The organism is Chryseobacterium sp. S0630, assembly GCF_024158915.1.
GTDB lineage: Bacteria > Bacteroidota > Bacteroidia > Flavobacteriales > Weeksellaceae > Chryseobacterium.
In genome coordinates this window covers 40,196-66,334 of the sequence record NZ_JAMZGF010000008.1, presented here as the reverse complement: position 1 = coordinate 66,334, position 26,139 = coordinate 40,196, and the positions used below count along the sequence as shown (strand labels likewise).

Sequence of the window (26,139 nt, the reverse complement as noted above, 5' to 3'; positions counted from 1 at the left end):
TATCCTTAAACACAGCATGACTGAGATTCAAAAATTTTTTTCTTCATTTATGTATTGGGGAGAAGCCTTTGCTGCCATAACCTCCCTTATTTATTATAATCGCGTAAAAAAACTACATTGGAAATATCTGGCCATTTATCTGATTGTTATTTTTTTATGTGAATCAGCTGTAAAATGGGGAGAAAAACCGCTTAAAATAGACAGAATAAATTTTCATAACTATTTTGTGATTCCATTGCAGTTTATATTTTTTTATTGGCTGTATGCAAAAGAATCTCTAAAGAAAACAAAACTATTCTATATCTTAACAGGAACATATCTTTTAACATATGTTCTCAGGGCACTTTTTTTCCCGGAAAAGAAAGTAATCTTTTCTTTCAATTATAATATAGGTTGTCTGCTCTTAATGGCTCTTGTCATTATGGAATTTTATAAACAGGTTAATTCATCTGAGATTCTCAATTTCAGTAAAAACAAAATGTTTTATATCAATCTGGGAGTAACGCTTTTTTACATCGCTAATCTACCATTTATGACATTTAACTCTCTTCTTTGGAAATATATTGATATCTGGGATATTTATTTTATATATTTTCAGGTTTCAGGAGCAGTGATGTATATTTTATTTGCAAGTTCATTCATATGGGGAAGACAGAACTCTTAATCACTCTTATTTCATTCAACATCTTTTTTTTGATGTTTGTAATAGCCGTATTTATCTATATCCGGAATTACAGACAACGGAAAAAAGAATACTTAAATGAAATTGAAAGAAAAAACGAACTTCATCAGAGAGAACTCCTGTCTACCCAACTGGAAATACAACAAGCCACCATGCAGCAAATCGGCAGGGAATTGCATGACAATATTGGCCAGAAACTTACCCTCGTAAGTCTTTATGTACAACAGATGCTTTATGAAAACAAAGTTTCTGAAGCAAGTGAAAGAATTGATCAGGTTTCACAGATTATTAATCAATCTCTGCAGGATCTTAGAAGCTTGTCAAAAACGTTGACAGATGATAATATCAACCAGAAGGAAATTGTAACTTTGATTCAGGAAGAAGTAGATAACACCAATTCCTTCAAAAAATGCCATGTAAGTTTTGAACACAATTTCAAACAACTGGATTTAGGCTTTGTTCATAAAAATGTTTTACTTAGGATTACTCAGGAATTTATTCAAAACAGTATAAAACATTCCCGTTGTAAAAATATTTTTATAAACCTGAACACTTCAGAAGACACTCTTTGGGAGCTTGATATTCGTGATGATGGAATCGGGTTTGATACTTCACAGATCAAATCCAACGGAATAGGGCTCACGAATATGAAAAACAGAGCTGAAATCATAGGAGCAAGTTTTTGTATGGAAAGCCAGGAAAATGCAGGAACACAAATCAATATTATCTTAAAAAAACAGTCATGAAAAAATCTATTGTCATTGTTGACGACCATATACTTATTGCAAAAGCTCTGGAAGGAATTATTGGTAATTTCAGTGAATTTGAAGTCATCTATGTAAGTGAAAACGGGAAAGATCTCATCCAGAAATTCGAAGAAGGCAATGCCATTCCCGATATTATTCTTTTAGATATCAGCATGCCGATTATGGACGGTTTTGAAACCGCAGCCTGGCTTAGCAAAAATCATCCTGATATTAAAATCATGGCTCTCAGTATGCAGGGAGATGACAATAGTGTAATTAAGATGATTAGGAGCGGCGCCAAAGGCTATCTGCTAAAAAATACCCATCCAAGAGATTTGGAAACCGCACTTACCCGCCTCAATAGTGATGGCTTTTTTTACCCGGACTGGGCTTCTAAAATTATATTTTCCAATCTTAACAAAGAGACGGAATCTGAGATTGCAATAAGAATTTCAGACAGAGAAAAAGAGTTCCTGAAATATACAGTAACTGAACTCAGCTATAAGGAAATTGCGGACAGAATGTGCTGCAGTCCTAGAACAGTGGAAAGCTATCGTGATCAACTATGTGAAAAACTGGATTTGAAAACCCGCGTAGGGCTTGCCGTTTTTGCCATTAAAAATGGTTTCGCAAATTAGATTTTACCATGAAAAAATTCTATCAAAAGCAAATTTAAACGAAAAGAATTCATACAAAATAATTAAAAACTAAGATCACATTAGTACATTTTTCAAAATTGATTAAAATTCAATACATTTTAAAAAACATTAAACTAAAACTAATAATCATAGATAATAATTAACAATCTTACAAAGAAATCAAAAATTTATTTGCATATTAATTTCAAATAATATAATTTCACATCCTCAACCTAAATGATTTTGATATGAAAAAACTATTATTTGGAGCTTTTATGCTCACTGTAATGGCTGCATGTAACAATGACAGCATTACCAATCAAAATGAAAACACAACTGACGAAAATGCAACTACTGCAGGTTTAGCCCAACGAGGCTGTGCTTCTGAGGAAATCAGACAGGAAGCATTGAAAAAAAGTCCTGAACTTCAACAAAGATTCGCGGCATTAGAAAGCAATACAGAAAAGTTCGCCAATGATCTGAAATTTGGAAAAGTTCTTGCTGATGGCACTGTAGAAATACCTGTTATCGTAAATGTCATCTACAAAACTACAGCTGAAAACGTTTCTGATGCAAGAATTGCAGAACAAATTGCAGTATTGAATGCAGACTATACAGGCACGAACAGTGATGTTAATAAAATTCCAACCGAATTCCAAACCGTAAGTTCTGGTGATACAAAAGTAAAATTCAGACTGGTAAATACCGTTAGAAAATCCACTTCAAAAACAAGCTGGGCGACTAATGATGATATGAAAAAAGCGTCTAAAGGTGGAATTGATGCTACTAATCCTACCAATTATTTAAACTTATGGGTTGTAGGCAAAATGACCAGTCAGGGACGTACTATTCTTGGATATGCCACTTTCCCTGAATCTGCAGGTTTATGGAATGATGGTGTTGTAATTGCTGCACCATATTTTGGAAAAACCGGAGCTTCTTCTCCTTTCAACCTGGGAAGAACTGCAACACATGAGGTAGGCCACTATCTTAACTTAAGACATATCTGGGGAGATGCCAATTGTGGAAACGACCAGGTAAGTGATACTCCTACACAAACTACTGCTAATTATGGAAAACCTTCTTACCCACTATATAATACGTGTAGTGGTGTACAAAGATCTGTAATGTTTATGAACTATATGGATTATGTAGATGATGCTGCTATGTTTATGTTCTCCGCAGGACAAAAAACAAGAATGCAGTCTGTAGTAGCTTCTTCTGGCGCAAGATCCGGATTGAGAGTGTATTAAAATTAAAATCTTTTACATATTTAAAATCTGTCTCGAGTTTGAGACAGATTTTTTTTATTCTGGTCTGTTCCCGTTTCAGAAATACAAATGAAAACCGTTGAAATTAAAGTCACCACTGGAAGTGTTAGAATATAATCTGATGAAAAATCAATGGTTTCTGACTTGTTTTTAAAAATCATCTTACACAGATTTATTATAAAAAATATTCTACAAAAAACAGAAAAACAATAAAATTATTTACACTTAAAATACACTTAAATGTGAAATATAAAATAAATATCAAATTTTAACTAAAATTCAATCAAATCGGATAAAAATTAATTATTTATCAAATATTTGCGAAAATAATTTGCATATTAATTTCAAATGATATAATTTCACGCCCTCAACCAAATTATATTATAACGATATGAAAAAATTCTTATTTGGAGCCCTGATTCTGGGCCTTATGTCGGCGTGCAACAACGACAGCTTAACCAATCAAAACGAGACTTCTCCGGATCAGGAAAACACTGTTCCGAATGCTCTTAAAAGAGGTTGTCCATCAGAAGAAATCAGACAAGCAATGCTTCTGAAAAACCCTGCACTAAAACAAAAAATGGCTGATATTGAATTCAGTACTGAAAAATTTGCAGAAAATCTTAAAGTGGGAAAAGTTCTTGCAGATGGAACTGTTGAAATCCCGGTTGTTTTTAACGTAATTTACAACACTTCTACGCAAAACGTTTCTGATGCAAGAATCGCAGAACAAATTGCTGTACTTAATGCCGATTATGGGGCAACCAATTCTGATATTAATAAAATTCCTTCTGCATTTCAACCAGCTGCGGCAGGTGATGTAAAAATCCGTTTCAAACTCGTAGCAACCAACCGTAAGCAGAGCACAAAAACAGGCTGGAGATCTGATCTTGAACAAATGAAAAAAGCCAGCACCGGAGGTATTGATGCTACTGATGTAAATAAAAATATGAATATTTGGGTTGTTAATTCAATTCTTGACGAAAACAACCAACCTGGAACTTTAGGCTACGCATATTATCCTGAAAATGCAGGACAATGGTATGATGGCCTTGTAATTGGGTATCAATATATCGGAAAAACAGGTGCTTCTGCTCCGTTCAATTTAGGAAGAACAGTAACGCATGAAGTAGGACATTATCTTAACCTTCCACACCTTTGGGGATCTTCTGATGCAGGATGCCAGACAGATTACTCTAATGACACTCCAACTTCTCCAGGCCCTAACTATGGAAATCCTACTTATCCTTTAAACAGAGTTTGTGGTGGTGTAAGCCGTTCTCAGATGTTCATGAACTATATGGATTATGTAGACGATAAATCTATGGTGATGTTTTCTGCCAATCAAAAAACAAGAATGCAGGCTGTAGTGGCAGCATCCGGACCAAGAGCTGGATTAAGATAACCAACAACCTCAATTAGAATATTATAAAAATATTAAAATAGTCTATCTCAATTTTTGGGATAGATTTTTTTAATATTTTTACGCGATTTAAAATTCAACACCACTAAGATGAAAAAAATAGCATTAGCATCAGGAATACTATTGCATTTATACTGTATTAAAGCTCAGGATACTATCAGAATTAAAACACAGGATACTATCCCATCCAGAAATCTCAAGAAAGATTTAGCACTTATCAGTTCAGGATATGCTATTCAGGAGAAAACTCCTTTTTTTCAAAAAGAATGGGTGAAAAAATCAGTAGCTCCTGCTCTTCTGTTTACCGCTGCTGCTGCAACATGGGGAGAAAAAGAGAATATTCGTGAGGTAAGAAACCGATACCTTCCCAACTTCAAAGTAAAATATGATGATTATCTACAATACGCTCCAGCCGTAGCTGTTTACGGATTAAAACTGGCAGGTGTAAAAGGTAGAAACAATCTCGGGAGAGCTACTTTATCTTATGGTACCAGTTTAGCCATCATGGCCATTTTAGTCAATTCTATTAAATATACAACAAAAGTAGAACGTCCGGATGGATCCAAAAACAACTCTTTTCCATCAGGACATGCCGCAATGGCTTTTACCAATGCCAGTTTTCTGCATAAAGAATATGGTTTGGTAAACCCAGCCTACAGTATTGCAGGATATGGTTCTGCCACTCTTACAGGGCTTGGACGAAACTTAAACAACAGACATTGGGTTCCTGATATTCTGGCTGGTGCGGGTATCGGAATTATATCAACAGAACTCGGGTATTTTTTTATCGACAAAATTTATAAAAACAAGGGAGATAATTTAAGTATTTTATCCAGAATACAGGGGAATGATTACCCATCTTTTCTTGCTCTAAAAATGGGAACAGCTTTAGGCACTACCAATTTCCTGAGAGAGTCTGAACTGGATGATAAAAAACAAATCGGTTTTGAGGGTGGACTGGAAGGCGCTTACTTCTTTTCAAAAAAATGGGGCGTAGGTGCAGATGTATCCTTCAGCAGCTTCCCTATTAAATCTCAAAGAATAACTTTTGATGAAGGACAGGATTTTGGCGATCATGAAATCAAAACACAATCTATGGGATTTCTTTCTGCAGGCATCGGACCATATTTTTCTCATGAGCTATCAGAAAAATGGCAGCTTACTTTAAAGGTAACGGGAGGATATGCTGCAACAGCAAGTGGAAAAGTATTTGTAAAAGGTAACGACATTGATGCTCCAAACCACGAACTTCAGATCGCCAGATACAAACCAAAACCGGCTTTCCGCTGGAACACGGGTGCTTCCATGACCTACAAGTTCAATCCGGGATTAGGCCTTACTTTCTATACAGATTACAATCAGATCAATTCTACAATCCGCTATTACTTCAGCGATGAAATTAAGGATGGCGACGAACTGGATCAGGAACTAAACAATATGATTGCTAAGGAAAAAATAAGTTATATTACATTAGGCTTAAGATTAACGGCCTATTTTTAAGAATACAAAAGAGGCTGTCTCCAAAAGTATCATTCTGAACACAGACTGAAAGTCTGCGAACGAAGTTCATAAATGTAGTGAAGAATCTCAATTGACTATTAATAAGATTCTTCCTTCGTCCGAATGACAAAAGCCAATTATTTGACTTTTGGAACAGCCTCTTTTACTTTTATAGGTTTCTACGGTTGTCATCCGGAGTATAATCCATAAAGATATCTCCGTCCAACTGTACAGATTTTACTTTTTTCTTAATAGGAATTACAAGATCAGTCAGTTTTTGATCTTTTTCCCAAACTGAAGGTGAAAAATGAATTTTCTCCGTAGCTCCGTCATCATAAGATAATATGGCATCAAATGGTATGGCAAATCCTCCTACATTTGAAACATTGATGGTAAGCATGTCATTCTTCTGAGAGGCTCCTGTGACTTTTAAATCAATATAATTATTGGTATAAAACCAATTCTGGAAGAACCAGTTCAGATTTTTTCCTGATCCTGTGTTCATAGAATTAAAATAATCCCATGGAACAGGATGCTTCCCATTCCAGTTATCCATATAATGGTGTAATGCTTTTTTGAAGAGTTCATCTCCTAAGTAATCTTTCAAAGCCAGATACGACAATGAAGATTTTACATAAGAGTTGTTTCCGTATCCGGCACCGCTCACCTGCGTACTCATCGTAATCACAGGTTGATCCTGCTCTGCAGAAGGATCATTGATCCATTTTTTAACACGAAAGTTTTTATAAAACTCCTTAGCAGCTGCCTCTCCGTTTTCATCAATTCCTATAAGATATTCCAATGTAGTCGCCCAGCCTTCATCCATAAATGCATATCTTGTTTCATTGATTCCCATATAGAAAGGGAAATAAGTATGGGCAATTTCATGATCTGCCGTCAGCCTCGCATCATTAAGATCATCAGGAATACTGGTATCATTAATCATCATAGGATATTCCATATCTGCATACCCCTGAATAGCTGTCATTACATTGTAAGGATATTCTACGCCCGGCCAGTTTTTTGAGAACCAATCCAGGTTATAGCGCATCCAGTCTACATAGTGTTCAAAATCTTTCGCTCCGTTTTTATATCCGGCCTGAACGCTGGCTCTTTTTGTTTTTAACTGAACACTGGCTGCATCCCAAACATAATGGTTACTCATCGAAAAACAGAAATCTGTAATATGACTGGCTTTAAATTTCCAGACATTCCACTTGTTCTGCTTTGTTACTTTTCCGGACTTCATTTCCTGCTCAGTGGCAATATGCATCAGCTTATCACTTTTCAAGGAAGCTTTATATCTTTTTAAATATTCTGGCTGAAGTACAGCTTCCGGATTCAGAAAATCTCCGGTTGCCCAAACAACATAATTTTTTGGTGCGGTGATGGCAAAACTGTAATCATTGAAATCATTGTAAAATTCCTGTCTGTCCGAATGCTGAAGCATATCCCATCCGTTGTAATCATCATACACGGAAATTCTTGGAAAAGAATATGCCACATAGAATGTTTCAGGATCAATCTGCCCTTCTCTTCCACTCTGAACTGATAATGGATATTCCCACTCTATTTTAACCTCAGCTTTTGATTTAGATTTTACAGCTGATTTTAATTTTACTTTTTCAACAGTACTCCAGTCATCACTGTTGATCTCATATTTTACATTATTTACAGTAAAAGACTTAATTTTCAGTCCGGATGAAAGGAAATCTTTAGATACAAATCCTGATCTTGGCGACTGTGGTTTGTGAAGGTTATTCACAAATCGTATAGCCAGTTCGTTCAGATTATCCGGGCTGTTGTTGGTATAGACAATGGTTTCCTTTCCGGAAACTATTTTTGTAGCAGCATCTACTTTCACCTCTACATTATACACTCCTTTATTCTGCCAGTAGTTTTTTCCTGGCGCTCCGGAGATATCACGTGTTCCTCTTTCATACGCTTTTTTGATATTCCTCGGCATATACAATTCCTGAGCTGACAATTGCAGAAAAGAAACTGCGATCAGCATTCCGGAAAAAATTTTCTTCATAGCAATCTTTTTAAAGATAAGCATCAAAAATAGCGAAAATGTGCCATCAGACGATCATTCTTTCACGATAATATTTCACTGTAATGAACTTTTATATTAAAATATTCTACAATCGATCCTGTTCCGCTGTCTTCTTAATTGTTTTTGCATTTTTAACCGATTGATTTCCAAAGTTGAATTTCAATGAAAATGTCACTCCCTGAGTATCTGAATAATCAAGAAAATAATTATCCTGATTTGCATATTTTGTACTGACCTTCTGCCCTGTAGATCTGAAAATATCACTAAAAACAAGGCTGGCTTCCAGTTTTTTACTAAAGAATTTTCTATTCATTACAAAATAGGCTGACCATAGAGAAGATATTCTGAATGTTCCCTGTATACCGGGAGAATAGTAGCGGTGTCCCATTTCCATTTTCCAGTCGCTGTTTTTATCCAGCGTAAAACTTGTTGAGATGTTTGAAACCCAGTTCCAGACTTTATTTTTATACAGCATTCCGTCAATTCCTTTGAAATAATTCTCGTTGTGCTCAAGATTTTCAGAAAGGATTACATTCCACCAGGACTTCACCTGGAAATTTTTATACAAACTTACTCCGAAAGCTTCTCCTTTCTCAATATTGGTAAAATAATAAATCAAACTGTTCGTACTTGGTTCCTGATAGGAGATTTCCATCGAAGGATATATTTCTTTTCTGTAGTACAAATCCAGATTCCAGTCTTTCCAGGAATAAGTAAGATTGAGATTATGAGTAATGGTGGCTTTTAATTTTGGATCTCCCTGATAATAGGAAAAAAGATTATAATAAGATTTTGCGGGATTCAGCCATGAATAAGAAGGTCTACTGATTCTTTTCCCATAGGAGAATCCAAACTCCTGTTTATTTTCTGTGGTATATTGTGCATAAAACGTGGGAAAAAATTTCCAATAGTTACTTTTATTCAATTCATAAGGTTCTGAAACTACACCTTCAAGATTTGTCATTTCCGCACGAAGCCCACCTTTGAAGCTCCATTTCCCGATATTGTAGGCTAATGATGAATACAGGGCAAAATTATGTTCTTTATAATCAAAAATACTGCTTTTTTCCGGCCGGTATTGTAATACTCCGTTCTCGTTATCAGAGAAATCAAGTTGGCTGCTTGTCTTTACAAAACTATATTTCGTTCCCGATTCAAGTTCCAGCTTATCCCCTTTCCACTGATAATCGAATTGAGTGGAATACAGCTGAACATCTGCTTTATTCTGTGTGAGGAAATTATCTTCTTTCGGTGGCTGTCCTGCAAAATTCAGGTATGTGATTACATTCTGGTATTTATCCACATTATTTCCTGTAAAATAATTGATCCATGAAAGACTGCTTTTCTTATTCAGTTTTCTGTCTATCTGAAAACTTACCGAGTTATTGATGGAACGGGAACGGTGATCATTGATCGTGGTATAATCAGATTCCACTATATCCTGCTGGTTATAGATCAACGTAGGAACATTATAAGTTCCGAAGGACTTTGGAGAAAAATACCCTGAGTAGTTGAGGCTTAGATTGGTCAAACTGTCCAGTTCATATTCCGCATTAAAATTCAGGGTATTCTGGTTATTGTTTTTATCCTTCCTGTTCATCGTACTTACCCATCGGGTTTGGCTTTCCGGATAGTTTACATAGTCTGTTCCTTCCCGGTAGTACGTTCCCAGCCCTTTATAATAGCTTCCCATTAAGGAAAGTTTATCTTTTTTATAATATTGAGAAAGACCAAATACACCTTTGGCATATTGTGTCTGCACATATTTGGATGAAAGAATACCGCGGTAGCCTTCAATTTTATTCTTTTTCAGAACGATATTCAGTACTGCGCTTCCTGAGGCTTCATATTTTGCAGGCGGATTGGTAATCACTTCCACAGATTTCACTTCATCTCCCTGTGTATTTTCCAGAAGATTTTTAAGTTCATCCCCTGTCAGCATTACTTTTTTATCATTAATAGTCACCAGAATTCCGGTACTTCCCTTTACACTCAATACACTGTTATTGATCGTGACACTGGGCGTATTTTTTAGAATTTCCCAGGCATTGAGTGAAGAAATATTACTGTTTTCCACATTAAATTCCAGACGGTCTACCTTTCTTTTCACTAAAGGTTTGCGTTTCGTCATTACCACTCCTTCTATTTCCTGAGATTCTTTTTTAAGAATGATATTGAGTAGTTCAGGCTCTTTTAAATCCACTTTTTTCTCAAATAAAGAATATCCCTGATTTTTAATGACCAGCTTTATATTTTCCTCTGAAATATCTTCCAGTACAAATTTCCCATTGTCATCTGTTTTTAATTCTTTGATTAATTTATCCTGAGCATTATACACTTCCACCTTTACAGATGAAAGCTTTTCATTTTCGGTATTTACCACTGTTCCTCCAGCTTTTTTTTGCTGGGAAAGAATCAGGATGGGAAAACACAAAAGAAAAAGAATTTTATACATGGTTATTTTTTTATCCTCTCCAACAAAAACTATTGTTCTGTTCTATGGGTACAAAATTCTACATTGGCTGGAAAAAATACGGTTAATAGAAGGTTAATGATGGGTTAATGTATTTTCTGATATCAAAACATCCAGCTTCAGGAAGATGGATAAAGCTTTATTTGTGGAGATTCAACACTATGGTTAACGGAAGGTTAATAATAAAATAATCATTTCCGGAAAATGACTAAAGTTTTATCTTTGTTTTAATGATAACCAAGAGTAAAATTCTCATCTCAGTTTTTGCCGCTCTATTCCTGCTTTTACTGGGAATTCAGGTTTATTTTATGTATAAAACCTACCAGGTAAAAGAGAGGGATATCTACAGATCTGTGAATGACGGACTTACCAATTACACAGACAATCTTGAAGACATCCAGGAGGCTAAAGAAAGAAATGATGATTCTCTTCAGGAAATCATTATACAGTATCATAATAAAGAGATCAACAAAAAAGATTTTCTCCGTTATTTCATAGAAAACAGGAAATCTGCCAGAGAAAGACTGGTTCATTATATTGACAGCCGTTATCAAAAAGACGGCTACGAAATCTCCGCAAGAATACGCTATCTTTCCATTGTCCATCTTCCGGACAGTTCAAAAGTAATTACCGAACCTATTGTTATTTTTGAAACGCAGGATAAGCTAAAAAATCCACGCATTGCCAGTAACGGAAGTTGGGAAACCTCAACCACCAAAAGAAATGATACAGATAAAGGACATATTGAAAAAAAGAATACTTTTCTTGTAAAAACCCAGACAGATTTTGAGATCAGAAATATAAAAAGTATTGTTTTCAAAGAGCTTACCTTATTGATTATATGCTGCATTATTCTTCTTTCGGGAGTTCTTCTGCTTTATATTTTCACGATCAGAAATCTTATTCAGCAGCAGAAGCAGGTGGAAGTTCTCCACAACATTGTGGATAACATTTCGCATGAGTTTAAAACGCCTATTGCTACTTTAAAAATAGCTTCGAAAGCATTAAAAAAAGAGTGGAATCCTGAAACGCTTCCTCTTATTGACAGACAGATTTCACGTCTTGAAAGCCTGATGTTTCAGCTTCATAAAGATGAAATTCCTGATGAAATAACCGCCATACAACCTGAAGACTGGAACTTTTTTATTCAGGATCTTTCAGTTACTTATCCAAATACAGATTTTAACCTTGAAAATACAGTTTCACAAGAGCTTCCTTTTGATAAAAATCTAATGGAGACGGTCATTAAAAACCTTTGTGAAAACAGTGTAAAATATGGAGCATCGATTATTGAAATAGATGTCCGAAACAGTTCTCAACAATTGGAAATTGAAGTTTCCGACAATGGTCAGGGCATGGAAACAAAAGAACTGAATAATATTTTCGAAAAATTCTACAGAATACAGAATAACAATATTCACAATAGCAAAGGTCTTGGGCTGGGACTTTATTTTGTAAAAAAAATCATTACCAACTATAGTGGAAAAATAGAAGTTTCCAGCCAGCTTCATACAGGCAGCACTTTTAAAATATCAATTCCTTATGAAAACTAAAATCCTTCTGGCAGAAGATGATCCGGATTTCGGAATGATTCTTAAGCAGTATCTTGAATTGGAAGATTTTGAAGTCAGTTGGTTTCAGAATCCGGAAGATATCATACCATTGGTTCAGGCTGATTTCCCCTTTCAGATAGGAATTCTGGATGTGATGATGCCCAATATAGATGGTTTCTCTCTGGCGAAAATGATCATTAAGGAAAGGAGTAATTTCCCATTGTTATTTTTAACGGCTAAAAATCAAAAAATTGACCGTTTGACCGGATTGAAAATAGGTGCTGACGATTATATTGCGAAACCCTGCGATCCTGAAGAACTTGTTTTACGAATTAAAAATATTCTGAAGAGAACACTTCCCTCCATTACCGAAAGTCAGATAAAAATCGGAGAATTTTCACTGGACACCACCAAACTTCTGTTGTCACATCCTAATGGAAACAACCGACTGACCATAAGAGAACAGGAACTTCTTCTGTATCTTCTGAAGCACAACCGATCCATCATTACAAGGGATAATATTCTGGATAATCTCTGGGAAACCAATGATTATTTTACCGGAAGAAGTCTTGATGTTTTCATCAGCAGGCTTCGCAAATATTTTAACAGTGATCCTCAAATAAAAATCCAATCCCTGCGAGGAATTGGATTTGAAATTGATTTTCCAACCAATTGATTTTTTATAGGGAAAGATTCACAATCACCGGAAAATGATCTGACGGATACAAAAGATTTTCTCTTCTGTCATTGATGTGTCGGTGAGATCTTATTTTAAAACCTTGTGTAAAAATATAGTCGATTCTGTCTTTTGGAACTTCATTCACATTAAAGCCTGTGAAAGTTCCTACCGGGCCATAATGCTTGGTTTCCGAGTGATAGAAAGTATCTTTCATATTCTGGGAAAGAATTTTAATCGGTTCTGAATCATCTGTCAGGTTAAAGTCTCCACTCAGTGTTACCGGAAGATTCTTTGGATTCAGTTCTTTGATTTTTTTCAGGATCAATTCAGAAGATTTTACTCTTGCTACATTTCCAATATGATCAAAATGAAGATTCATGGCCAGAAATTCTTTCTTCGATTTTTTATCTTTAAATACGGCATAGGTACAGATTCTGTTCAGCGCAGCATCCCAGCCTTTTGATGGTTTTTCCGGAGTTTCAGATAACCAGAACGTCCCGGATTTTACAATTTCCAGTTTGGCTGTATCATAAAAGATGGCAGAAAATTCTCCTTTTTCTTTACCGTCATCTCTTCCTACTCCGATATAATCATAGTTTTTTAAACCTGCTTTAATATCTTTCATCTGCTCCGGAAGCGCTTCCTGTACTCCGAAATAATCAGGATGATAGTACGTCAATAAATCTGCAACGTCCTGTTTTCTTTTTGGCCAGGCATTATCTTTATCCGACTCTACATTCAGTCTGATATTAAAACTCATTACGGTAAGGTCTTGGGAGAATCCTAATGCAAAAAACATCAGAAACACCATTGAAAATCTGAAATTCATATGTTATTTTATCATTAAGAGACAAAAATAAAACTTCTCTGTGACAGAAAAGCTTTATTGATGTGATTATATTGTTAAATTATCTTTTTCTTCTTCTATAGATATAAAATACTCCTGGAATTCAGACTCCGAAATGGAAATGGTACTTTCAAGCTTTACAACTCCTATGGTTTTGTAGTGAGCAGCCAGTTTTATGCCTTTACTTTTGAGGAGAACTTCAAGCTTTTTTAAATTTATATCTTTCTTTAAAACTGCGAGGTAAGTGATCATAAGTATATCTGTATTAAACCGTTTCCAATATCTCTGTATTTTATGCCTTCGATAGGTCTTGCTTTGTTTTCAATCAGTTCCCAGATCTCTTTTGCTGATTTATCGGGAAACTGTTCCATATACAAAGCCGCAAGCCCGGAAACATGCGGTGCAGCCATACTTGTACCGCTCATGCTGTAGTACAAATTACTTTTATTTTTTGCATTTTTAGGATAGGAACTGATGATATCAACTCCGGGAGCACAGACATTGATACTTCCTCCTGTGGACGGGTTGAGACCTGCATTTGAAAATCTTGCGATCTTCATCTGAGCATCAATAGCTCCTACTGCCATGATCGATTTTGAATTAGCCGGCATTGAAACAGGCTGTGGAATCTGCGGTCTGTTGCTGTCGTTTCCCGCAGCTGCGATAATAAGACAGTTATTTTCCAGCGCTCTTTCTCCAATGGTTTCAAAAAGAACAGAAGGCTGATCATCTAGTCTCACCGGAGATGCCAGTGAAAGGGATAGTATTCTGAATTTTTTCGAGATGGCCCAATCTATCGCATCAATCACGCTGCTGGTTGTTCCTCTTCCATTGTCTGCAAGCACTTTTGCTATTTTCAGATTGCAGTCTCTGGCAATTCCGTATCGTTTTCCGGTATCACTTCTTGTATTTCCTGTAGCTACTCCTGCGCAGTGCGTACCATGTCCGTTGGGATCTCTGTTCCAGTCTTCACCATCAATGAAAGATTTTCCTTCAATTTCTTCATGGGAAAAATCCGGGTGGGAAGTTTCAAGGCCGGTATCGAGAATACAGACATCAATTCCTTTTCCTGTATAGTTCGCATTTTCCAGTCCGATTGCTTTTAATCCCCATTCCATTTCAATGAATGATTTTTGAGGCAAAGGTTTGCTGATGATATATTTTTCAAGTTCTGAAATTTTTTCTGCGAGTCCGGCTGACTGTTTTTTAAGTTCACTAATCAGCTGCAATTCATCTGCTGGAAAAAATTCTCTCTCTTTTTCGTAGTATACAATAGAATTTGATTCATCTTTTACGGCACTTTTCAATTGATCTTCATCCATATTATCCACCACAAGAACTCCCAGGTTTTTGTAAAGTACACCGTTATCCTTATCAATAATTTCATAAGAACGGTTTTCTTTGGACAGCAATTCTGAAGAGGTAATACTTACTTCCAGTTCTTTCTCTATTTTTTTGAGTGCTGTTTTCTGCTGATTCTGCAACAGAACGATATATCTTCCGGTTTCCATAATGATCTTTTTTAAATTAATTTCAGAAATACCTTTTCCAGAATAAGAAAAATATCCTCCGGAATAATGGTCAGTCTGAGTTTCTTATTAATTCCGGATATGGCTGTATTCTGCTCAACCAGTGAATTCCAGAAACGTTCAATTTTGGGAACAGAATTCATGTCTTTCAGCTTTTCATCGTCCAGAATACCATTCTGATATAATGAGACAATGATTCCTGAAATAAGTTCTTCCGCATCCTCAAGTTTTTTGTTTTCCTTGGCATATATTTCCATGAGAATACCATAAATACTTTCCATTCCGTTAAATGAGAATCCTCCGAGTATTTCCCTTCTCCCATTCAATATTTTCTCCATTTTTATAGGATTAAAACCTCTTTTAACGGTGGAAATCATATTCATAATTTTCAATACTTCAGATTCATGGCTGGTGTTTCCTTTGGTACGGAAATATTCCAGAACTTCGTTGAGAAATGCATCAAACCGGGCATCAAAGTCAAATGATTTTGACAGATATAAAGCCTGAACTTCATTGAACTGTTCCAGCAGTTCTTTGATTTTCTGTACCGTAAAGTGAATAAGTTCCTGCATTACTCAAAAGTTATCTGTTCTATTTCGTTGCCGTCTTTATCTTTGTATGATACAATCCTGATTCCTTCCTCCTCCATTTCCACATGAAGGTTGATGAAGAGTTTATCTTTATCTTCCGCTGCACTTGTATTGGGATCTATGTAAATGCTGTTCAGTTTTGCATTCACCAGCGTATATTTATTCAACAGAACTTTTGAAAAAATTTCTTTCAGTTCATCGGTTTCTTCTTCTGTTCCTTCCTGAGGTCGAAATATTCCTGAATTCAGAATCTGCATTTTCTTTCTGAGATCCAGTTTAAGAACTTCATTGGCTGGAAGTTTTCCGAATTTCTGATCATTTTTTTCCAGATTACTGAACAGGGTTTTAAACTCTTCAGTTTGAATCTGTCTTTTATTAATTTCTGGAATATTCAGTTTTTTATCTTTGTTTGCCAGACGAATTCTTTCATTTATTTCTGTCACAAACTGATCCTGATTCAGTTTAAAATTATACTTAGAATCTGAATCTATATCTGTGATTTTGATCGGAATATCCATCTTTACACTGGGCAGCGCATAACGCGGAACCTTAAAATATTTAAGGTATTCATGACGGGCGTACTCTTTGGCAATAAGAACCGCATTTTCGTCTGCTTTTTTACGAGCCTGAATTATCTCGTTGTTGAGATAATCCAGGTAGTCTGATAGTTTTATCATCTTTCGTAAAATCTGTTATTGTGAAAGAAGTCCAAGCACTTTCTCAAGTCCTGCAGGCATTTCATCATTGGTGGCACGTACTTTTACCCCAAGAGAATATTCTTTTTCCACTTTGATTCCTGTACTGGAAGTTCTCTTATAGGATACATCCACTTTGAATTTTACAGGTCCCCATCCGCCAGATACTCCGGCATTGATCCCGAATTCATCACTTACATCTTTTGTGTATGTAGAATTAAGTTTTACATTAAAATCTACTTCACAGGTTTCAATTCTGAAACTCGGAACATTCAGCAACGCAATAAAAGGCACTGAAATTTCTACATCATTCGGAATCGTTTTTGGGTTGGTAGCACTTACCGGTTCATCTTCTTTAAAATCAGGATTCGGAATATTTTTTTTGTACTTGAATTCTGCCATTCTCAGTTTTTTAGGACTGGCAGCATTGGCTGGATCTGTAAGTTCAAACCCAACTTCATTGATGAAATTAACGGTGGCAATAGAGGCATTAGACTGTGCTTTTACGCAGGCATCCAACGGTCCGCCAATAATAGTTGCAAAGTCAATGCTTCCCAGTTCTGCGGCAAAATCTGCGCTGGCTGCATCAGAAGTTCTGAAAATTTCTTCATCAGCAGCTATTTTACCTGCAATCATTTTCATGATTTCTGAAGACGCACCTGAGAAAGATTTTTCCCACTTTTCATCATAGCTTTTTTTGAATTCGTCTACGATGGCTAATAATTCTTTATTCGTCAATGAACTCAGTTCTGAAGTTTCAACTCCCGATACTTTTTCATAGACTGCCGGGGTAAGCACTTTTTCTACTCCTGATAAAAGATCAATTAACTCATTTTTTGTTTTTTTGGTGTGGCTTGCTTCAAGCACCGATTTTAATGTTTCCATGTTTTTTTGTTTTGATTAATATTGTGGGACAAAATTATATCACTGACTACCAAAACATTGTAGGGAAACACCTCTACTTATCCCGGAAAAACACCCTAAAAATAAAAAGCCTGAACTTACGGTGGTAAGCTCAGGCTTTTCAGATATTTATTTTTTGAAACGCAAAGATGATATGATTTCTTCCTATTCTTAAGTAAGCTAAGAAAGCAACAAGCTGCTGATGAAGCTGTATGAATATGCTTACGCTTAGAAAGAATCAATGAAGTTGATTCCATCTTTGCTCCCTGAAAAATTCAGTATTAATATTAATCTTTGCGTTAAATTTAAAGGTATTTATACAATTTTACATTAATCTGCTATCTTACTTATTATAATGATTCTGTCATTCTGATACAGACTAAAAGTCTGCGAACATAGTTCAGGAATGAAATGAAGAATCCAGGTTTTACATGAGATTCTTCCTTCGTCAGAAATCGAAGATTCGACGTAGTCAATGACAATGGCGTAAAATTGTATATAGTCGCCAATTTAAATAGATTCAATATTTCTATGCAGGTTTTTTACTATTATTTTCCAGATTTACATCCGGAACAACAGAATTCGGATCCAGTTTCACCTCATCAATTTCCTTGCTGGAATCTACCTTGAAGGTCCATTCCGTATTTCTTTTCCAGACTTCAACAGGAATTTTCACCGTCTGTGCAGTTCCATCTTTGAATTTGATTTGTACTGTTGTAGGCATTGGCAGCTGGCCAATATTTTCGACCGTAATCTGAACTCCGTTTTTAAAGTCTCCGTTTACATATTGTACGTTCTTAACTGACTGATCAATTTTCCATTTATTAAAGAACCATCCTCTCCAGAACCAGTTCAGTTCCTCTCCTGAAACATTTTCCATCGTATGGAAGAAATCCCATGGTGTTGGATGTTTAAAAGCCCAACGGTCAATATATGTTCTGAATGCTTTATCAAATTTTTCAGGCCCAAGAATAGTTTCTCTTAAAACATCTAATCCTGTTCCCGGCTTATAGTAAGCCAAAGCTCCGATACTTCTTTCTTTCATATTATCCGGTCCTACCATTACAGGCTCCAGATCATCAGTCAACAAATACTTTCCTGATCTTGCCAGGTTAGGTTTACGGTAATACTCTCCTTTATTGAAAGCTTCGGTTGAAAGTCCATTAATGAATGTATTGAATCCTTCGTCCATCCAGGCAAATAATCTCTCATTAGATCCTACGATCATAGGAAACCAGTTGTGTCCGAACTCATGGTCTGTAACGCCCCAAAGGTCTTCTCCTTTAGAATCCATATGACAGAAAACGATTCCCGGATATTCCATTCCTCCTTCATTTCCTGCTACATTGGTGGCCGCCGGATACGTATATTCATACCATTTTTTGGAATAATGTTCTATAGCAGCTTTCGTATATTCTGTAGATCTTCCCCATGCTTTTTCGCCAGCACTTTCTGCAGGATAAGCCGAAATAGCCAGAGATTTTTTTCCACTAGGTAAATTGATTTTTGCAGCATCTAAAATAAATCCGGCAGAAGATGCCCACGCAAAATCTCTTGTCTGCGTAATTTTGAATTTCCAGGTTTTTGTACCAGATGCCTTATTTTTCCCGATTTCAGATTCAGGACGGATCATTACCGTTTTATCACTGTTTCTTGCCTCATTCCATCTGTTGATTTCTTCTTTGCTGTACACTTCTTTCTCATTCAGAAGTTCTCCGGATGCCACTACATACTGATTGGCAGGTACAGTAATATTAGCTGTAATATTTCCATATTCTAAATAAAACTCCGAAGCTCCAAGGTAAGGAAGTGTATTCCATCCTAAAACATCATCGTATACGCACATTCTCGGATACCATTGTGCCATGGTAAATATTTTACCGTTTTTAGTATCCTGAATACCCATTCTGTCTGATCCGTAATCAGGAGAAATAAAGGAATATTCAATTTCTATTTTTGCAACTCCTCCATTAGCTTTTAATTCTTTTGGAAGATCAATCTGCATTCTCGTATCGGTAATAGTATATTTTACTTCTTTTTTACCATCTAGCTTAACTGATTTAATGGTATATCCGCCATTAAATTCTTCACCATGAGCTCCATTTCTGCTTCCTGAAAGTGGAACTACGCCATTTCCTCTGGAATCTTTTGCAAACAGGTTCTGATCCAGCTGCAGCCAAAGAAAACCTAATTTATCGGGACTGTTGTTGGTGTAGGTAATTTCTGCTGTACCTGTAATCTCTTTTTTAGCTTCATTCAGGCTGACATTCAAATGATAATCGGCTGAATTCTGCCAATAGGCGTGTCCCGGCTGTCCGCTTGCAGAACGGGTTGCTGTACCTGTCTGAGGGTAGAAGAAAGGTTTAAATGCTTCTACATAATCATATTTCGGGGTTTGCTGTGCATAGGCAGTTCCTGAGAACAGAACCACTGCAAGCGTCGAAACAAGGGTTGGAAGTTTAAAATTCATTTGAAAAAGTATTATTTAGTGTATAGGTAAAAAAAACTCCCGGATTTGTTACACATCCGGGAGTTTTTTTAATATAAGTTTAATTTAATTTGATTTTTTTGCTTTAATCATCGCTTCTAAAGCATCCCACATTTCTTTAGGAATTGCTTCAAGCATATTGAATTCTCCGGCTCCCTGAAGCCATTCTCCACCATCAATAGTTACCACTTCCCCATTCATATACGCTGAATAATCGGAAACCAGATAAGCGGCAAGATTGGCAAGCTCCTGATGTTCTCCTACTCTTCTCAACGGAACTTTTTTCTTCATATCAAATTTCTCCTGAAGGTCTCCAGGAAGGAGTCTGTCCCAAGCTCCTTTGGTTGGGAAAGGTCCCGGAGCAATAGCATTGAAACGGATTCCGTATTTCGCCCACTCTACAGCCAGTGATCTTGTCATCGCCAGAACTCCTGCTTTTGCACAGGCAGATGGTACTACATAAGCAGAACCTGTCCATGCATATGTTGTTACGATATTCAGTACAGTTCCCGGAGTTTTAGAATCGATCCAGTGTTTTCCTACTGAAAGAGTACAGTTTTTTGTTCCTTTTAAAACAATATCAAGGATAGAGTCAAAAGCGGAGTGAGTCAGTTTTTCTGTGGGAGAAATAAAGTTTCCGGCAGCATTATTCAATAAAATATCAATCTTTCCGAATTCTTTCAGAGTGGCTTCCTTCATGGCTTCCACCTCATCCCAGTTTCTTACATCACAAGCTACACAAAGCACTTTACCTCCTGTTTCCTCTTCCAGTTCCTTAGCTGTTCCCTGTAATTTTTCCAGGTTTCTGGAAGTAATCACCACTTTGGCACCCAGTTCAAGAAAGTATTTGGTCATTGCTTTTCCAAGGCCGCTTCCGCCTCCCGTTACAATCGCTACTTTATCTTTTAGTGCACCTTCGCGCAGCATAGGTTGTGTATATAGACTCATAAAATATTTTTTCTTAAAAATACTAAATATTGAAATGCAATCCTTTAAAATGGGTTGATAAATAATGCTACAAATAATTGTTCCTTATATTATTCTTAAAATAGATCAACTATTTAAAAAGAAAATAGCCTGATAACAATTACCAGGCTATTTTTTCATTTGTTTAAACAATGTATTAAGAAGCTACCACTCCTTTGAAAGAAAGTGTCTTAGGAGTTTTGCTGTCACTAGTAGTAACGTTTACAGTCTTCATAAATGGTCCTGCCGCTGCTGCGTTATAGCTGGCTTCTACAAATCCTTTCTTCCCTGGCTGGATAGGCGTTTTTGTATAATCTGCAGTGGTACATCCGCAAGAAGGAGCTACATTCTGAATAATGATTGGTTTTGAGCTTGTATTAGTAAATTCAAATCTGATCAATTTCGGTTTACCCTGAGGAATATTTCCTACATCAATAGATTCAGATTTCCATTTAATAGCATCTGCAACCATTTTTACAATGGATGGAGCGTCTGCAGTAAGTACATTAGCATAAAAAGGAGAGAATGCCAACACTGCCAAAAGAGCTGTAATTTTTAGTTTTTTCATGAGTATAAATTTTAATATTTGAAACTGATTATTTTCTTTCGATAAAGCAAATGTAAAGCAGACTGTGATTACAACTTGTTAACCGCTGTCTAACATTTGTTAACGAGTTGTTAATAATAAAAGATAAATAGATATTTTTGGATAATATTGTTTCAGGAAATGAAAATAAAAAGACTCAATATTATTATAACGCTGGGATTCGTTGCTATTATCGGAATTTTAATAGCACAGCTGATGTGGACCCGCCAGGCTTATAATCTTGAAGATAAAAAATTTAACCAAAAGGTTAATATCGCCTTAATGGAAGTTGCGGAAAAGCTCTCCGGAGGAAAAACTTCTTACACCGAAAATCCTGTACAGAACATTGCCAATGACTATTATGTGGTTAATATCAACAATGAATTTCACCCCGTAGTTCTTGAATATTATCTGAAAACAGAATTTACCCGTTTCCAGATCAACACAGATTATGTGTATGCATTATACAACTGCCATAGCGATAAAATGATCTATGGGAAATACATGACCTCTCATCAGGAAAGTCCCAGCAACAAGGTGATCAATTTTCCGAAGCATAAAAATCTGATCTATTACTTTTCCATACGTTTCCCGGATAAAACCACTTATCTGATCAGTTCATTACGATTCTGGTACCTCCTTACTTTTGCCCTTATCATCATTCTTCTGGTATATGTATATTCTATTTATACGATCATTCAGCAGAAGAAGTTTTCGGAACTCCAACGTGATTTCATCAACAATATGACTCACGAGTTTAAGACTCCTTTATCCTCTATACTTTTAGCTTCGGAAGCACTTAACAAGCAGGAAATGGTTCAGGAAAATTCCAAACTGCAAACCTATACTTCCATTATTATCAATCAAAGTCACAAGCTGAATGGTCATATTGAAAAAATATTGAATATTGCGAAGAACGATGCGGCAGGGCTTTCATTAAAACCTCAAAAAATCCTGCTTCTCCCTTTTATTCAGGAGATTTCAGGCAATATACAGCACAAAAATAAAGACCTCAGCATCGAAATCAATATTGAAAACAGTACTTCGGTAATGGCAGATGAGTTTCACTTTACCAACATCATTTATAACCTTCTGGATAACTCCATCAAGTATTGCGAAACAAACCCCGTGATTAAAATTTCAGCTCACAAAGATTCAAAAGGATTATATTTAAAGTTTAAAGACAACGGAATGGGAATTCCCGCTAAAAATATTCCTCATATTTTTGAAAAGTTTTATCGGGTACACACCAAAAGAAGTGAAGAAGTGAATGGCTTCGGACTGGGATTATTTTATGTAAAAAAAGTAGTTCAACAGCATCACTGGAAAATTTCTGTAGAAAATAATGAAGATAAAGGAATTACCACGACGCTCTTCTTCCCATTTTCAAATTAATCATGTGTAAGTATGGAGAAATCTAAAATTTTATATGCCGAAGATGACAAAACAATAGCCTTTCTGGTGGAAGACAGCCTGGAAAGTTATTATGATATCAGCTGTTATTCTGATGGTGAATCTGCATGGGAAGCATTTAACAGTCAGGATTTCGATATTTGTCTGCTGGATATTATGATGCCCGGCATGAACGGATTTGAGGTGGCACAGCGAATCCGTAGTAAAAATGCTGAGGTTCCGATTATTTTTATCTCTGCAAAAGCTTTAAAAGAAGACAGAATCAAAGGGCTTAAAATAGGCGCTGATGATTATCTTGTAAAGCCTTTCAGTATTGAAGAACTAATGCTGAAAATTGAGGTTTTCCTTAAACGGACTAAGAAAACGGATACTACTCTTTTAAAATATAAGGTGGGCAAATATAATTTTGATCCTAAAAACTATACCCTTCAAGGGATAGAAAACAGCATTACTCTTACCCAAAGAGAATCTGATCTTCTTTTGTATTTTATCCGCCACAAAAATCTGGTGGTCAAAAGACAGGAAATCCTGAAAGCGATCTGGGGTGATGATGATTATTTTATGGGACGAAGTCTTGATGTATTTATTTCCCGATTACGAAAGGTACTGGCCGAAGAGCAGAACGTTTTAATAGAAAACCTCCACGGAATAGGTTTCCGCTTTTCTGAAAAAGAATAAATAATCCCCATATTACTCTAAAACATAACAGCAAATGATGATTTTAATTAATTTTAAACTTTGAAAATTGATCATTAATGAAAAATCACAGATCTACTGTTTTTCTATTTCTTTTATGTGTAAGTACACAGTTTAAGGCTCAAAAATTTGAAAAATTAATACAATATGTCAATCCTCTGATCGGAACCGAAAAGATGGGACATACGTATCCGGGAGCAACTGTTCCTTTTGGTGCTGTACAGCTAAGCCCTGAAACAGACTCCATCTCATATGAACTTAACGGAAAGTATAATGGTGAGGTTTATAAATACTGCGCCGGTTACCGTTATGAAGATAAAACCATTGTTGGTTTCAGTTCTACCCATTTCAGCGGAACAGGACATTCCGATCTCGGAGATTTTCTGGTGATGCCTACTGTAGGAAAACTTAAGTTGAATCCGGGAACAGCTTCCAATCCTGGGAGTGGGTACAGAAGTAGGTTTTCACACCAGAACGAAACAGCAGAAGCCGGATATTATAAAGTAAAACTGGATGATCACAATATCCTTGCAGAACTGACTGCAACACCAAGAGTAGGAATTCACCGCTATACTTTCCCGAAATCTGACCAGTCTCATATTATTCTGGATCTCATGGCCGGTATTTACAATTATGATGGAAAAAATGTATGGACATACGTTCGTGTAGAAAACGGAAACACCATCACAGGTTACCGACAGACCAATGGCTGGGCAAGAACCAGAACCGTTTATTTCGCCATGAAGTTTTCAAAACCTTTTAAATCTTACGGTCAGAAAAATTATGATGAGAAACAAGTTTATAAAGGGTTTTGGCGAAAATTCGACCAAAATCAGAATTTCCCGGAAATCGCAGGTAAGGATCTGAAAATGTTCTTTGATTTTGATACCAATGAAAATGAGGCCATTGAAGTAAAATTGGCTATTTCTCCGGTAAGCCAGACCAATGCTTTGGAAAATCTTGAAAAAGAAGCCGGAAATATAACCTTCGATCAGGCTAAAGCTCAAGCCCAGGACAACTGGAATAAGGAATTAAATAAAATTGTTATAAAGGGCTCCGACACAGAAAAAACGAATTTCTATACAGCAATGTATCATACCTTCATTAACCCTACAACTTATATGGACGTTAATGGAGAATATAAAGGGTTGGATCAGAATGTTCACAAAGCAGATGGTTTTACCAATTATACAACCTTCTCTCTGTGGGATACTTACCGTACACTACATCCATTCTTTAATATCATCCAGCCTAAACGAAATGGTGATATGGTAAAGTCTATGATGGCTCATTACAATCAGTTTTCGATGAAAATGCTGCCTATCTGGTCACATTATGCCAATGACAACTGGTGTATGAGTGGATATCACAGTGTAAGCGTCGTTGCTGATGCCATTATTAAAGGAAATTATGCAGGTGATCCTGAAGAAGCCTTAAAAGCATGTTTAGAAACTGCTAATAAAAGAAATTACGAAGGCATCGGACAATATATTGACCTAGGCTATATTCCGGCTGAGAAAAACGGAACTTCAGTTTCCAATACCCTGGAATATGCCTATGATGACTGGGCTATTGCTCAACTGGCAAAACATTTAAACAAAACAGAAATCTACAACCAGTTTATCAAACGGTCTGAAAACTGGAAAAATAATTTTGACAAAACCATCGGGTTTATGCGTCCCCGTCTGGCTGATGGAAGCTTTAAAAAGGATTTTGATGTATTAAGCACCCACGGGCAAGGTTTTATTGAAGGAAACTCATGGAACTACAGTTTCTTTGTTCCACAAAATCCAGCTGAACTGATTACGATGATGGGTGGAAAGAAGAAATTTGCTTCAAAACTTGATGAACTTTTCACGATGCATCTACCAGATGAATTCTTTGCAGACACTGAAGATATTACCCGGGAAGGAATTATTGGTGGATATGTTCACGGAAATGAACCTGCTCACCATGTAGCTTATTTCTATAACTGGGCCGGACAGCCATGGAAAGCACAGGCACAAATCCGCCGTATTCTGGAAATGCAATACAAAGCAACACCAGACGGACTGGGAGGAAATGATGATGCCGGACAAATGAGTGCATGGTATATTTTAAGTTCATTAGGATTTTATCCTGTAGCTCCCGGTTCTGAAGATTATGCTATCGGCAGTCCTGCCATTGATAACGCTGTATTGAATCTGGAAAACGGAAAAACTTTTGAAATCGAAGCGATCAATCAAAGTCCGAAAAATGTATATGTTCAGAAGGTTCTTTTGAATGGAAAAGAGATTAAAAACTTTACATTGAAGCATTCTGAAATTATGAATGGCGGGAAACTTACTTTTTATATGGGGAATAAAGCGAAGAAGTAAATAATGAATAAATCTATTGCGGATTGATCAGATGATTGGTTTAAAAAA

Annotated in this window: 22 protein-coding genes; 11 read left to right on the top strand and 11 right to left on the bottom strand. The window is 36.2% G+C overall.

What is annotated here, in order from left to right; all coding sequences use genetic code 11:
• Nucleotides 1-16: 16 nt before the first annotated feature.
• The 6 genes from NK356_RS05670 (at nt 17) to NK356_RS05645 (ending at nt 6,260) form a co-directional block, all read left to right on the top strand.
• Nucleotides 17-664, top strand: coding sequence for a hypothetical protein (locus NK356_RS05670; RefSeq protein ID WP_034695781.1), 648 nt, complete (start codon nt 17-19; stop codon nt 662-664).
• Nucleotides 665-696: 32 nt separating this feature from the next.
• The gene (locus NK356_RS05665) at nt 697-1,428 is read left to right on the top strand and encodes a sensor histidine kinase (protein WP_253316457.1); all 732 of its coding nucleotides are present in this window, start codon (nt 697-699) and stop codon (nt 1,426-1,428) included.
• The gene (locus NK356_RS05660) at nt 1,425-2,066 is read left to right on the top strand and encodes a response regulator transcription factor (protein ID WP_034695775.1); all 642 of its coding nucleotides are present in this window, start codon (nt 1,425-1,427) and stop codon (nt 2,064-2,066) included. Before NK356_RS05665 ends, NK356_RS05660 begins: the two co-directional genes overlap by 4 nt.
• Nucleotides 2,067-2,314: 248 nt before the next feature.
• Entirely contained in the window at nt 2,315-3,319 is a 1,005-nt protein-coding gene (locus NK356_RS05655; protein ID WP_034695772.1) for a zinc metalloprotease, read from the top strand.
• 409 nt (nt 3,320-3,728) lie between these two features.
• Entirely contained in the window at nt 3,729-4,742 is a 1,014-nt protein-coding gene (locus tag NK356_RS05650; protein ID WP_034695769.1) for a zinc metalloprotease, read from the top strand.
• 108 nt (nt 4,743-4,850) lie between these two features.
• On the top strand, nt 4,851-6,260 hold the full coding sequence (locus NK356_RS05645; RefSeq protein WP_034695767.1) for a phosphatase PAP2 family protein: 1,410 nt from the start codon (nt 4,851-4,853) through the stop codon (nt 6,258-6,260).
• A gap of 169 nt (nt 6,261-6,429) precedes the next feature.
• Here NK356_RS05645 and NK356_RS05640 read toward each other — a convergent pair whose 3' ends face one another.
• Both NK356_RS05640 and NK356_RS05635 read right to left on the bottom strand, forming a co-directional pair.
• Nucleotides 6,430-8,295 carry a M1 family metallopeptidase gene (locus NK356_RS05640; protein WP_034695887.1) on the bottom strand — a complete coding sequence of 622 codons (1,866 nt, stop codon included), beginning with the start codon at nt 8,293-8,295 and terminating at the stop codon, nt 6,430-6,432.
• Between the two features lie 106 nt (nt 8,296-8,401).
• Nucleotides 8,402-10,771, bottom strand: coding sequence for an outer membrane beta-barrel family protein (locus NK356_RS05635; protein WP_253316427.1), 2,370 nt, complete (start codon nt 10,769-10,771; stop codon nt 8,402-8,404).
• Nucleotides 10,772-11,019: 248 nt separating this feature from the next.
• Here NK356_RS05635 and NK356_RS05630 point away from each other — a divergent pair, with 248 nt between their 5' ends.
• Both NK356_RS05630 and NK356_RS05625 read left to right on the top strand, forming a co-directional pair.
• Complete coding sequence (locus tag NK356_RS05630; protein ID WP_034695763.1) at nt 11,020-12,342, top strand: sensor histidine kinase KdpD; 1,323 nt, start codon at nt 11,020-11,022, stop codon at nt 12,340-12,342.
• The gene (locus NK356_RS05625) at nt 12,332-13,018 is read left to right on the top strand and encodes a response regulator transcription factor (protein ID WP_253316426.1); all 687 of its coding nucleotides are present in this window, start codon (nt 12,332-12,334) and stop codon (nt 13,016-13,018) included. The genes NK356_RS05630 and NK356_RS05625 overlap by 11 nt, the downstream gene beginning before the upstream one ends.
• A 4-nt stretch (nt 13,019-13,022) precedes the next feature.
• Here NK356_RS05625 and NK356_RS05620 read toward each other — a convergent pair whose 3' ends face one another.
• From NK356_RS05620 to NK356_RS05580, 9 genes are all read right to left on the bottom strand, one after another.
• On the bottom strand, nt 13,023-13,850 hold the full coding sequence (locus NK356_RS05620; protein WP_253316425.1) for an endonuclease/exonuclease/phosphatase family protein: 828 nt from the start codon (nt 13,848-13,850) through the stop codon (nt 13,023-13,025).
• A 66-nt stretch (nt 13,851-13,916) separates the two neighbouring features.
• Complete coding sequence (locus tag NK356_RS05615) at nt 13,917-14,120, bottom strand: hypothetical protein (protein WP_253316424.1); 204 nt, start codon at nt 14,118-14,120, stop codon at nt 13,917-13,919.
• A complete protein-coding gene (locus NK356_RS05610) occupies nt 14,117-15,379 on the bottom strand; it encodes a S8 family serine peptidase (protein ID WP_253316423.1) in 1,263 nt (420 codons plus the stop codon). The genes NK356_RS05615 and NK356_RS05610 overlap by 4 nt, the downstream gene beginning before the upstream one ends.
• A gap of 11 nt (nt 15,380-15,390) precedes the next feature.
• A complete protein-coding gene (locus NK356_RS05605) occupies nt 15,391-15,969 on the bottom strand; it encodes a hypothetical protein (protein WP_034695751.1) in 579 nt (192 codons plus the stop codon).
• The gene (locus NK356_RS05600; RefSeq protein ID WP_034695748.1) at nt 15,969-16,664 is read right to left on the bottom strand and encodes a hypothetical protein; all 696 of its coding nucleotides are present in this window, start codon (nt 16,662-16,664) and stop codon (nt 15,969-15,971) included. Before NK356_RS05600 ends, NK356_RS05605 begins: the two co-directional genes overlap by 1 nt.
• A 15-nt stretch (nt 16,665-16,679) precedes the next feature.
• On the bottom strand, nt 16,680-17,567 hold the full coding sequence (locus NK356_RS05595; RefSeq protein ID WP_253316422.1) for a DUF2589 domain-containing protein: 888 nt from the start codon (nt 17,565-17,567) through the stop codon (nt 16,680-16,682).
• A gap of 547 nt (nt 17,568-18,114) precedes the next feature.
• Nucleotides 18,115-20,055, bottom strand: a complete 1,941-nt coding sequence (locus NK356_RS05590; protein WP_253316421.1) for a M1 family metallopeptidase — start codon at nt 20,053-20,055, stop codon at nt 18,115-18,117.
• Nucleotides 20,056-20,139: 84 nt separating this feature from the next.
• Complete coding sequence (locus NK356_RS05585) at nt 20,140-21,021, bottom strand: SDR family oxidoreductase (RefSeq protein ID WP_034695744.1); 882 nt, start codon at nt 21,019-21,021, stop codon at nt 20,140-20,142.
• 175 nt (nt 21,022-21,196) lie between these two features.
• A complete protein-coding gene (locus tag NK356_RS05580; protein ID WP_034695742.1) occupies nt 21,197-21,607 on the bottom strand; it encodes a DUF1573 domain-containing protein in 411 nt (136 codons plus the stop codon).
• A 159-nt stretch (nt 21,608-21,766) separates the two neighbouring features.
• Here NK356_RS05580 and NK356_RS05575 point away from each other — a divergent pair, with 159 nt between their 5' ends.
• The 3 genes from NK356_RS05575 to NK356_RS05565 all read left to right on the top strand — a co-directional run bounded on the left by NK356_RS05575 (nt 21,767) and on the right by NK356_RS05565 (nt 26,091).
• Nucleotides 21,767-23,020 carry a sensor histidine kinase KdpD gene (locus NK356_RS05575; RefSeq protein ID WP_034695740.1) on the top strand — a complete coding sequence of 418 codons (1,254 nt, stop codon included), beginning with the start codon at nt 21,767-21,769 and terminating at the stop codon, nt 23,018-23,020.
• Nucleotides 23,021-23,032: 12 nt separating this feature from the next.
• Complete coding sequence (locus tag NK356_RS05570; protein ID WP_034695738.1) at nt 23,033-23,716, top strand: response regulator transcription factor; 684 nt, start codon at nt 23,033-23,035, stop codon at nt 23,714-23,716.
• A 77-nt stretch (nt 23,717-23,793) separates the two neighbouring features.
• Nucleotides 23,794-26,091 carry a GH92 family glycosyl hydrolase gene (locus NK356_RS05565; RefSeq protein ID WP_253316420.1) on the top strand — a complete coding sequence of 766 codons (2,298 nt, stop codon included), beginning with the start codon at nt 23,794-23,796 and terminating at the stop codon, nt 26,089-26,091.
• Nucleotides 26,092-26,139 lie beyond the last annotated feature (48 nt).

Bases quoted from the DNA above. Each gene is read 5' to 3' on its own strand.
- NK356_RS05670 (WP_034695781.1), top strand. From the start codon at position 17: ATGACTGAGATTCAAAAATTTTTTTCTTCATTTATGTATTGGGGAGAA.
- NK356_RS05665 (WP_253316457.1), top strand. From the start codon at position 697: ATGTTTGTAATAGCCGTATTTATCTATATCCGGAATTACAGACAACGG.
- NK356_RS05660 (WP_034695775.1), top strand. From the start codon at position 1,425: ATGAAAAAATCTATTGTCATTGTTGACGACCATATACTTATTGCAAAA.
- NK356_RS05655 (WP_034695772.1), top strand. From the start codon at position 2,315: ATGAAAAAACTATTATTTGGAGCTTTTATGCTCACTGTAATGGCTGCA.
- NK356_RS05650 (WP_034695769.1), top strand. From the start codon at position 3,729: ATGAAAAAATTCTTATTTGGAGCCCTGATTCTGGGCCTTATGTCGGCG.
- NK356_RS05645 (WP_034695767.1), top strand. From the start codon at position 4,851: ATGAAAAAAATAGCATTAGCATCAGGAATACTATTGCATTTATACTGT.
- NK356_RS05640 (WP_034695887.1), bottom strand. From the start codon at position 8,295: ATGAAGAAAATTTTTTCCGGAATGCTGATCGCAGTTTCTTTTCTGCAA.
- NK356_RS05635 (WP_253316427.1), bottom strand. From the start codon at position 10,771: ATGTATAAAATTCTTTTTCTTTTGTGTTTTCCCATCCTGATTCTTTCC.
- NK356_RS05630 (WP_034695763.1), top strand. From the start codon at position 11,020: ATGATAACCAAGAGTAAAATTCTCATCTCAGTTTTTGCCGCTCTATTC.
- NK356_RS05625 (WP_253316426.1), top strand. From the start codon at position 12,332: ATGAAAACTAAAATCCTTCTGGCAGAAGATGATCCGGATTTCGGAATG.
- NK356_RS05620 (WP_253316425.1), bottom strand. From the start codon at position 13,850: ATGAATTTCAGATTTTCAATGGTGTTTCTGATGTTTTTTGCATTAGGA.
- NK356_RS05615 (WP_253316424.1), bottom strand. From the start codon at position 14,120: ATGATCACTTACCTCGCAGTTTTAAAGAAAGATATAAATTTAAAAAAG.
- NK356_RS05610 (WP_253316423.1), bottom strand. From the start codon at position 15,379: ATGGAAACCGGAAGATATATCGTTCTGTTGCAGAATCAGCAGAAAACA.
- NK356_RS05605 (WP_034695751.1), bottom strand. From the start codon at position 15,969: ATGCAGGAACTTATTCACTTTACGGTACAGAAAATCAAAGAACTGCTG.
- NK356_RS05600 (WP_034695748.1), bottom strand. From the start codon at position 16,664: ATGATAAAACTATCAGACTACCTGGATTATCTCAACAACGAGATAATT.
- NK356_RS05595 (WP_253316422.1), bottom strand. From the start codon at position 17,567: ATGGAAACATTAAAATCGGTGCTTGAAGCAAGCCACACCAAAAAAACA.
- NK356_RS05590 (WP_253316421.1), bottom strand. From the start codon at position 20,055: ATGAATTTTAAACTTCCAACCCTTGTTTCGACGCTTGCAGTGGTTCTG.
- NK356_RS05585 (WP_034695744.1), bottom strand. From the start codon at position 21,021: ATGAGTCTATATACACAACCTATGCTGCGCGAAGGTGCACTAAAAGAT.
- NK356_RS05580 (WP_034695742.1), bottom strand. From the start codon at position 21,607: ATGAAAAAACTAAAAATTACAGCTCTTTTGGCAGTGTTGGCATTCTCT.
- NK356_RS05575 (WP_034695740.1), top strand. From the start codon at position 21,767: ATGAAAATAAAAAGACTCAATATTATTATAACGCTGGGATTCGTTGCT.
- NK356_RS05570 (WP_034695738.1), top strand. From the start codon at position 23,033: ATGGAGAAATCTAAAATTTTATATGCCGAAGATGACAAAACAATAGCC.
- NK356_RS05565 (WP_253316420.1), top strand. From the start codon at position 23,794: ATGAAAAATCACAGATCTACTGTTTTTCTATTTCTTTTATGTGTAAGT.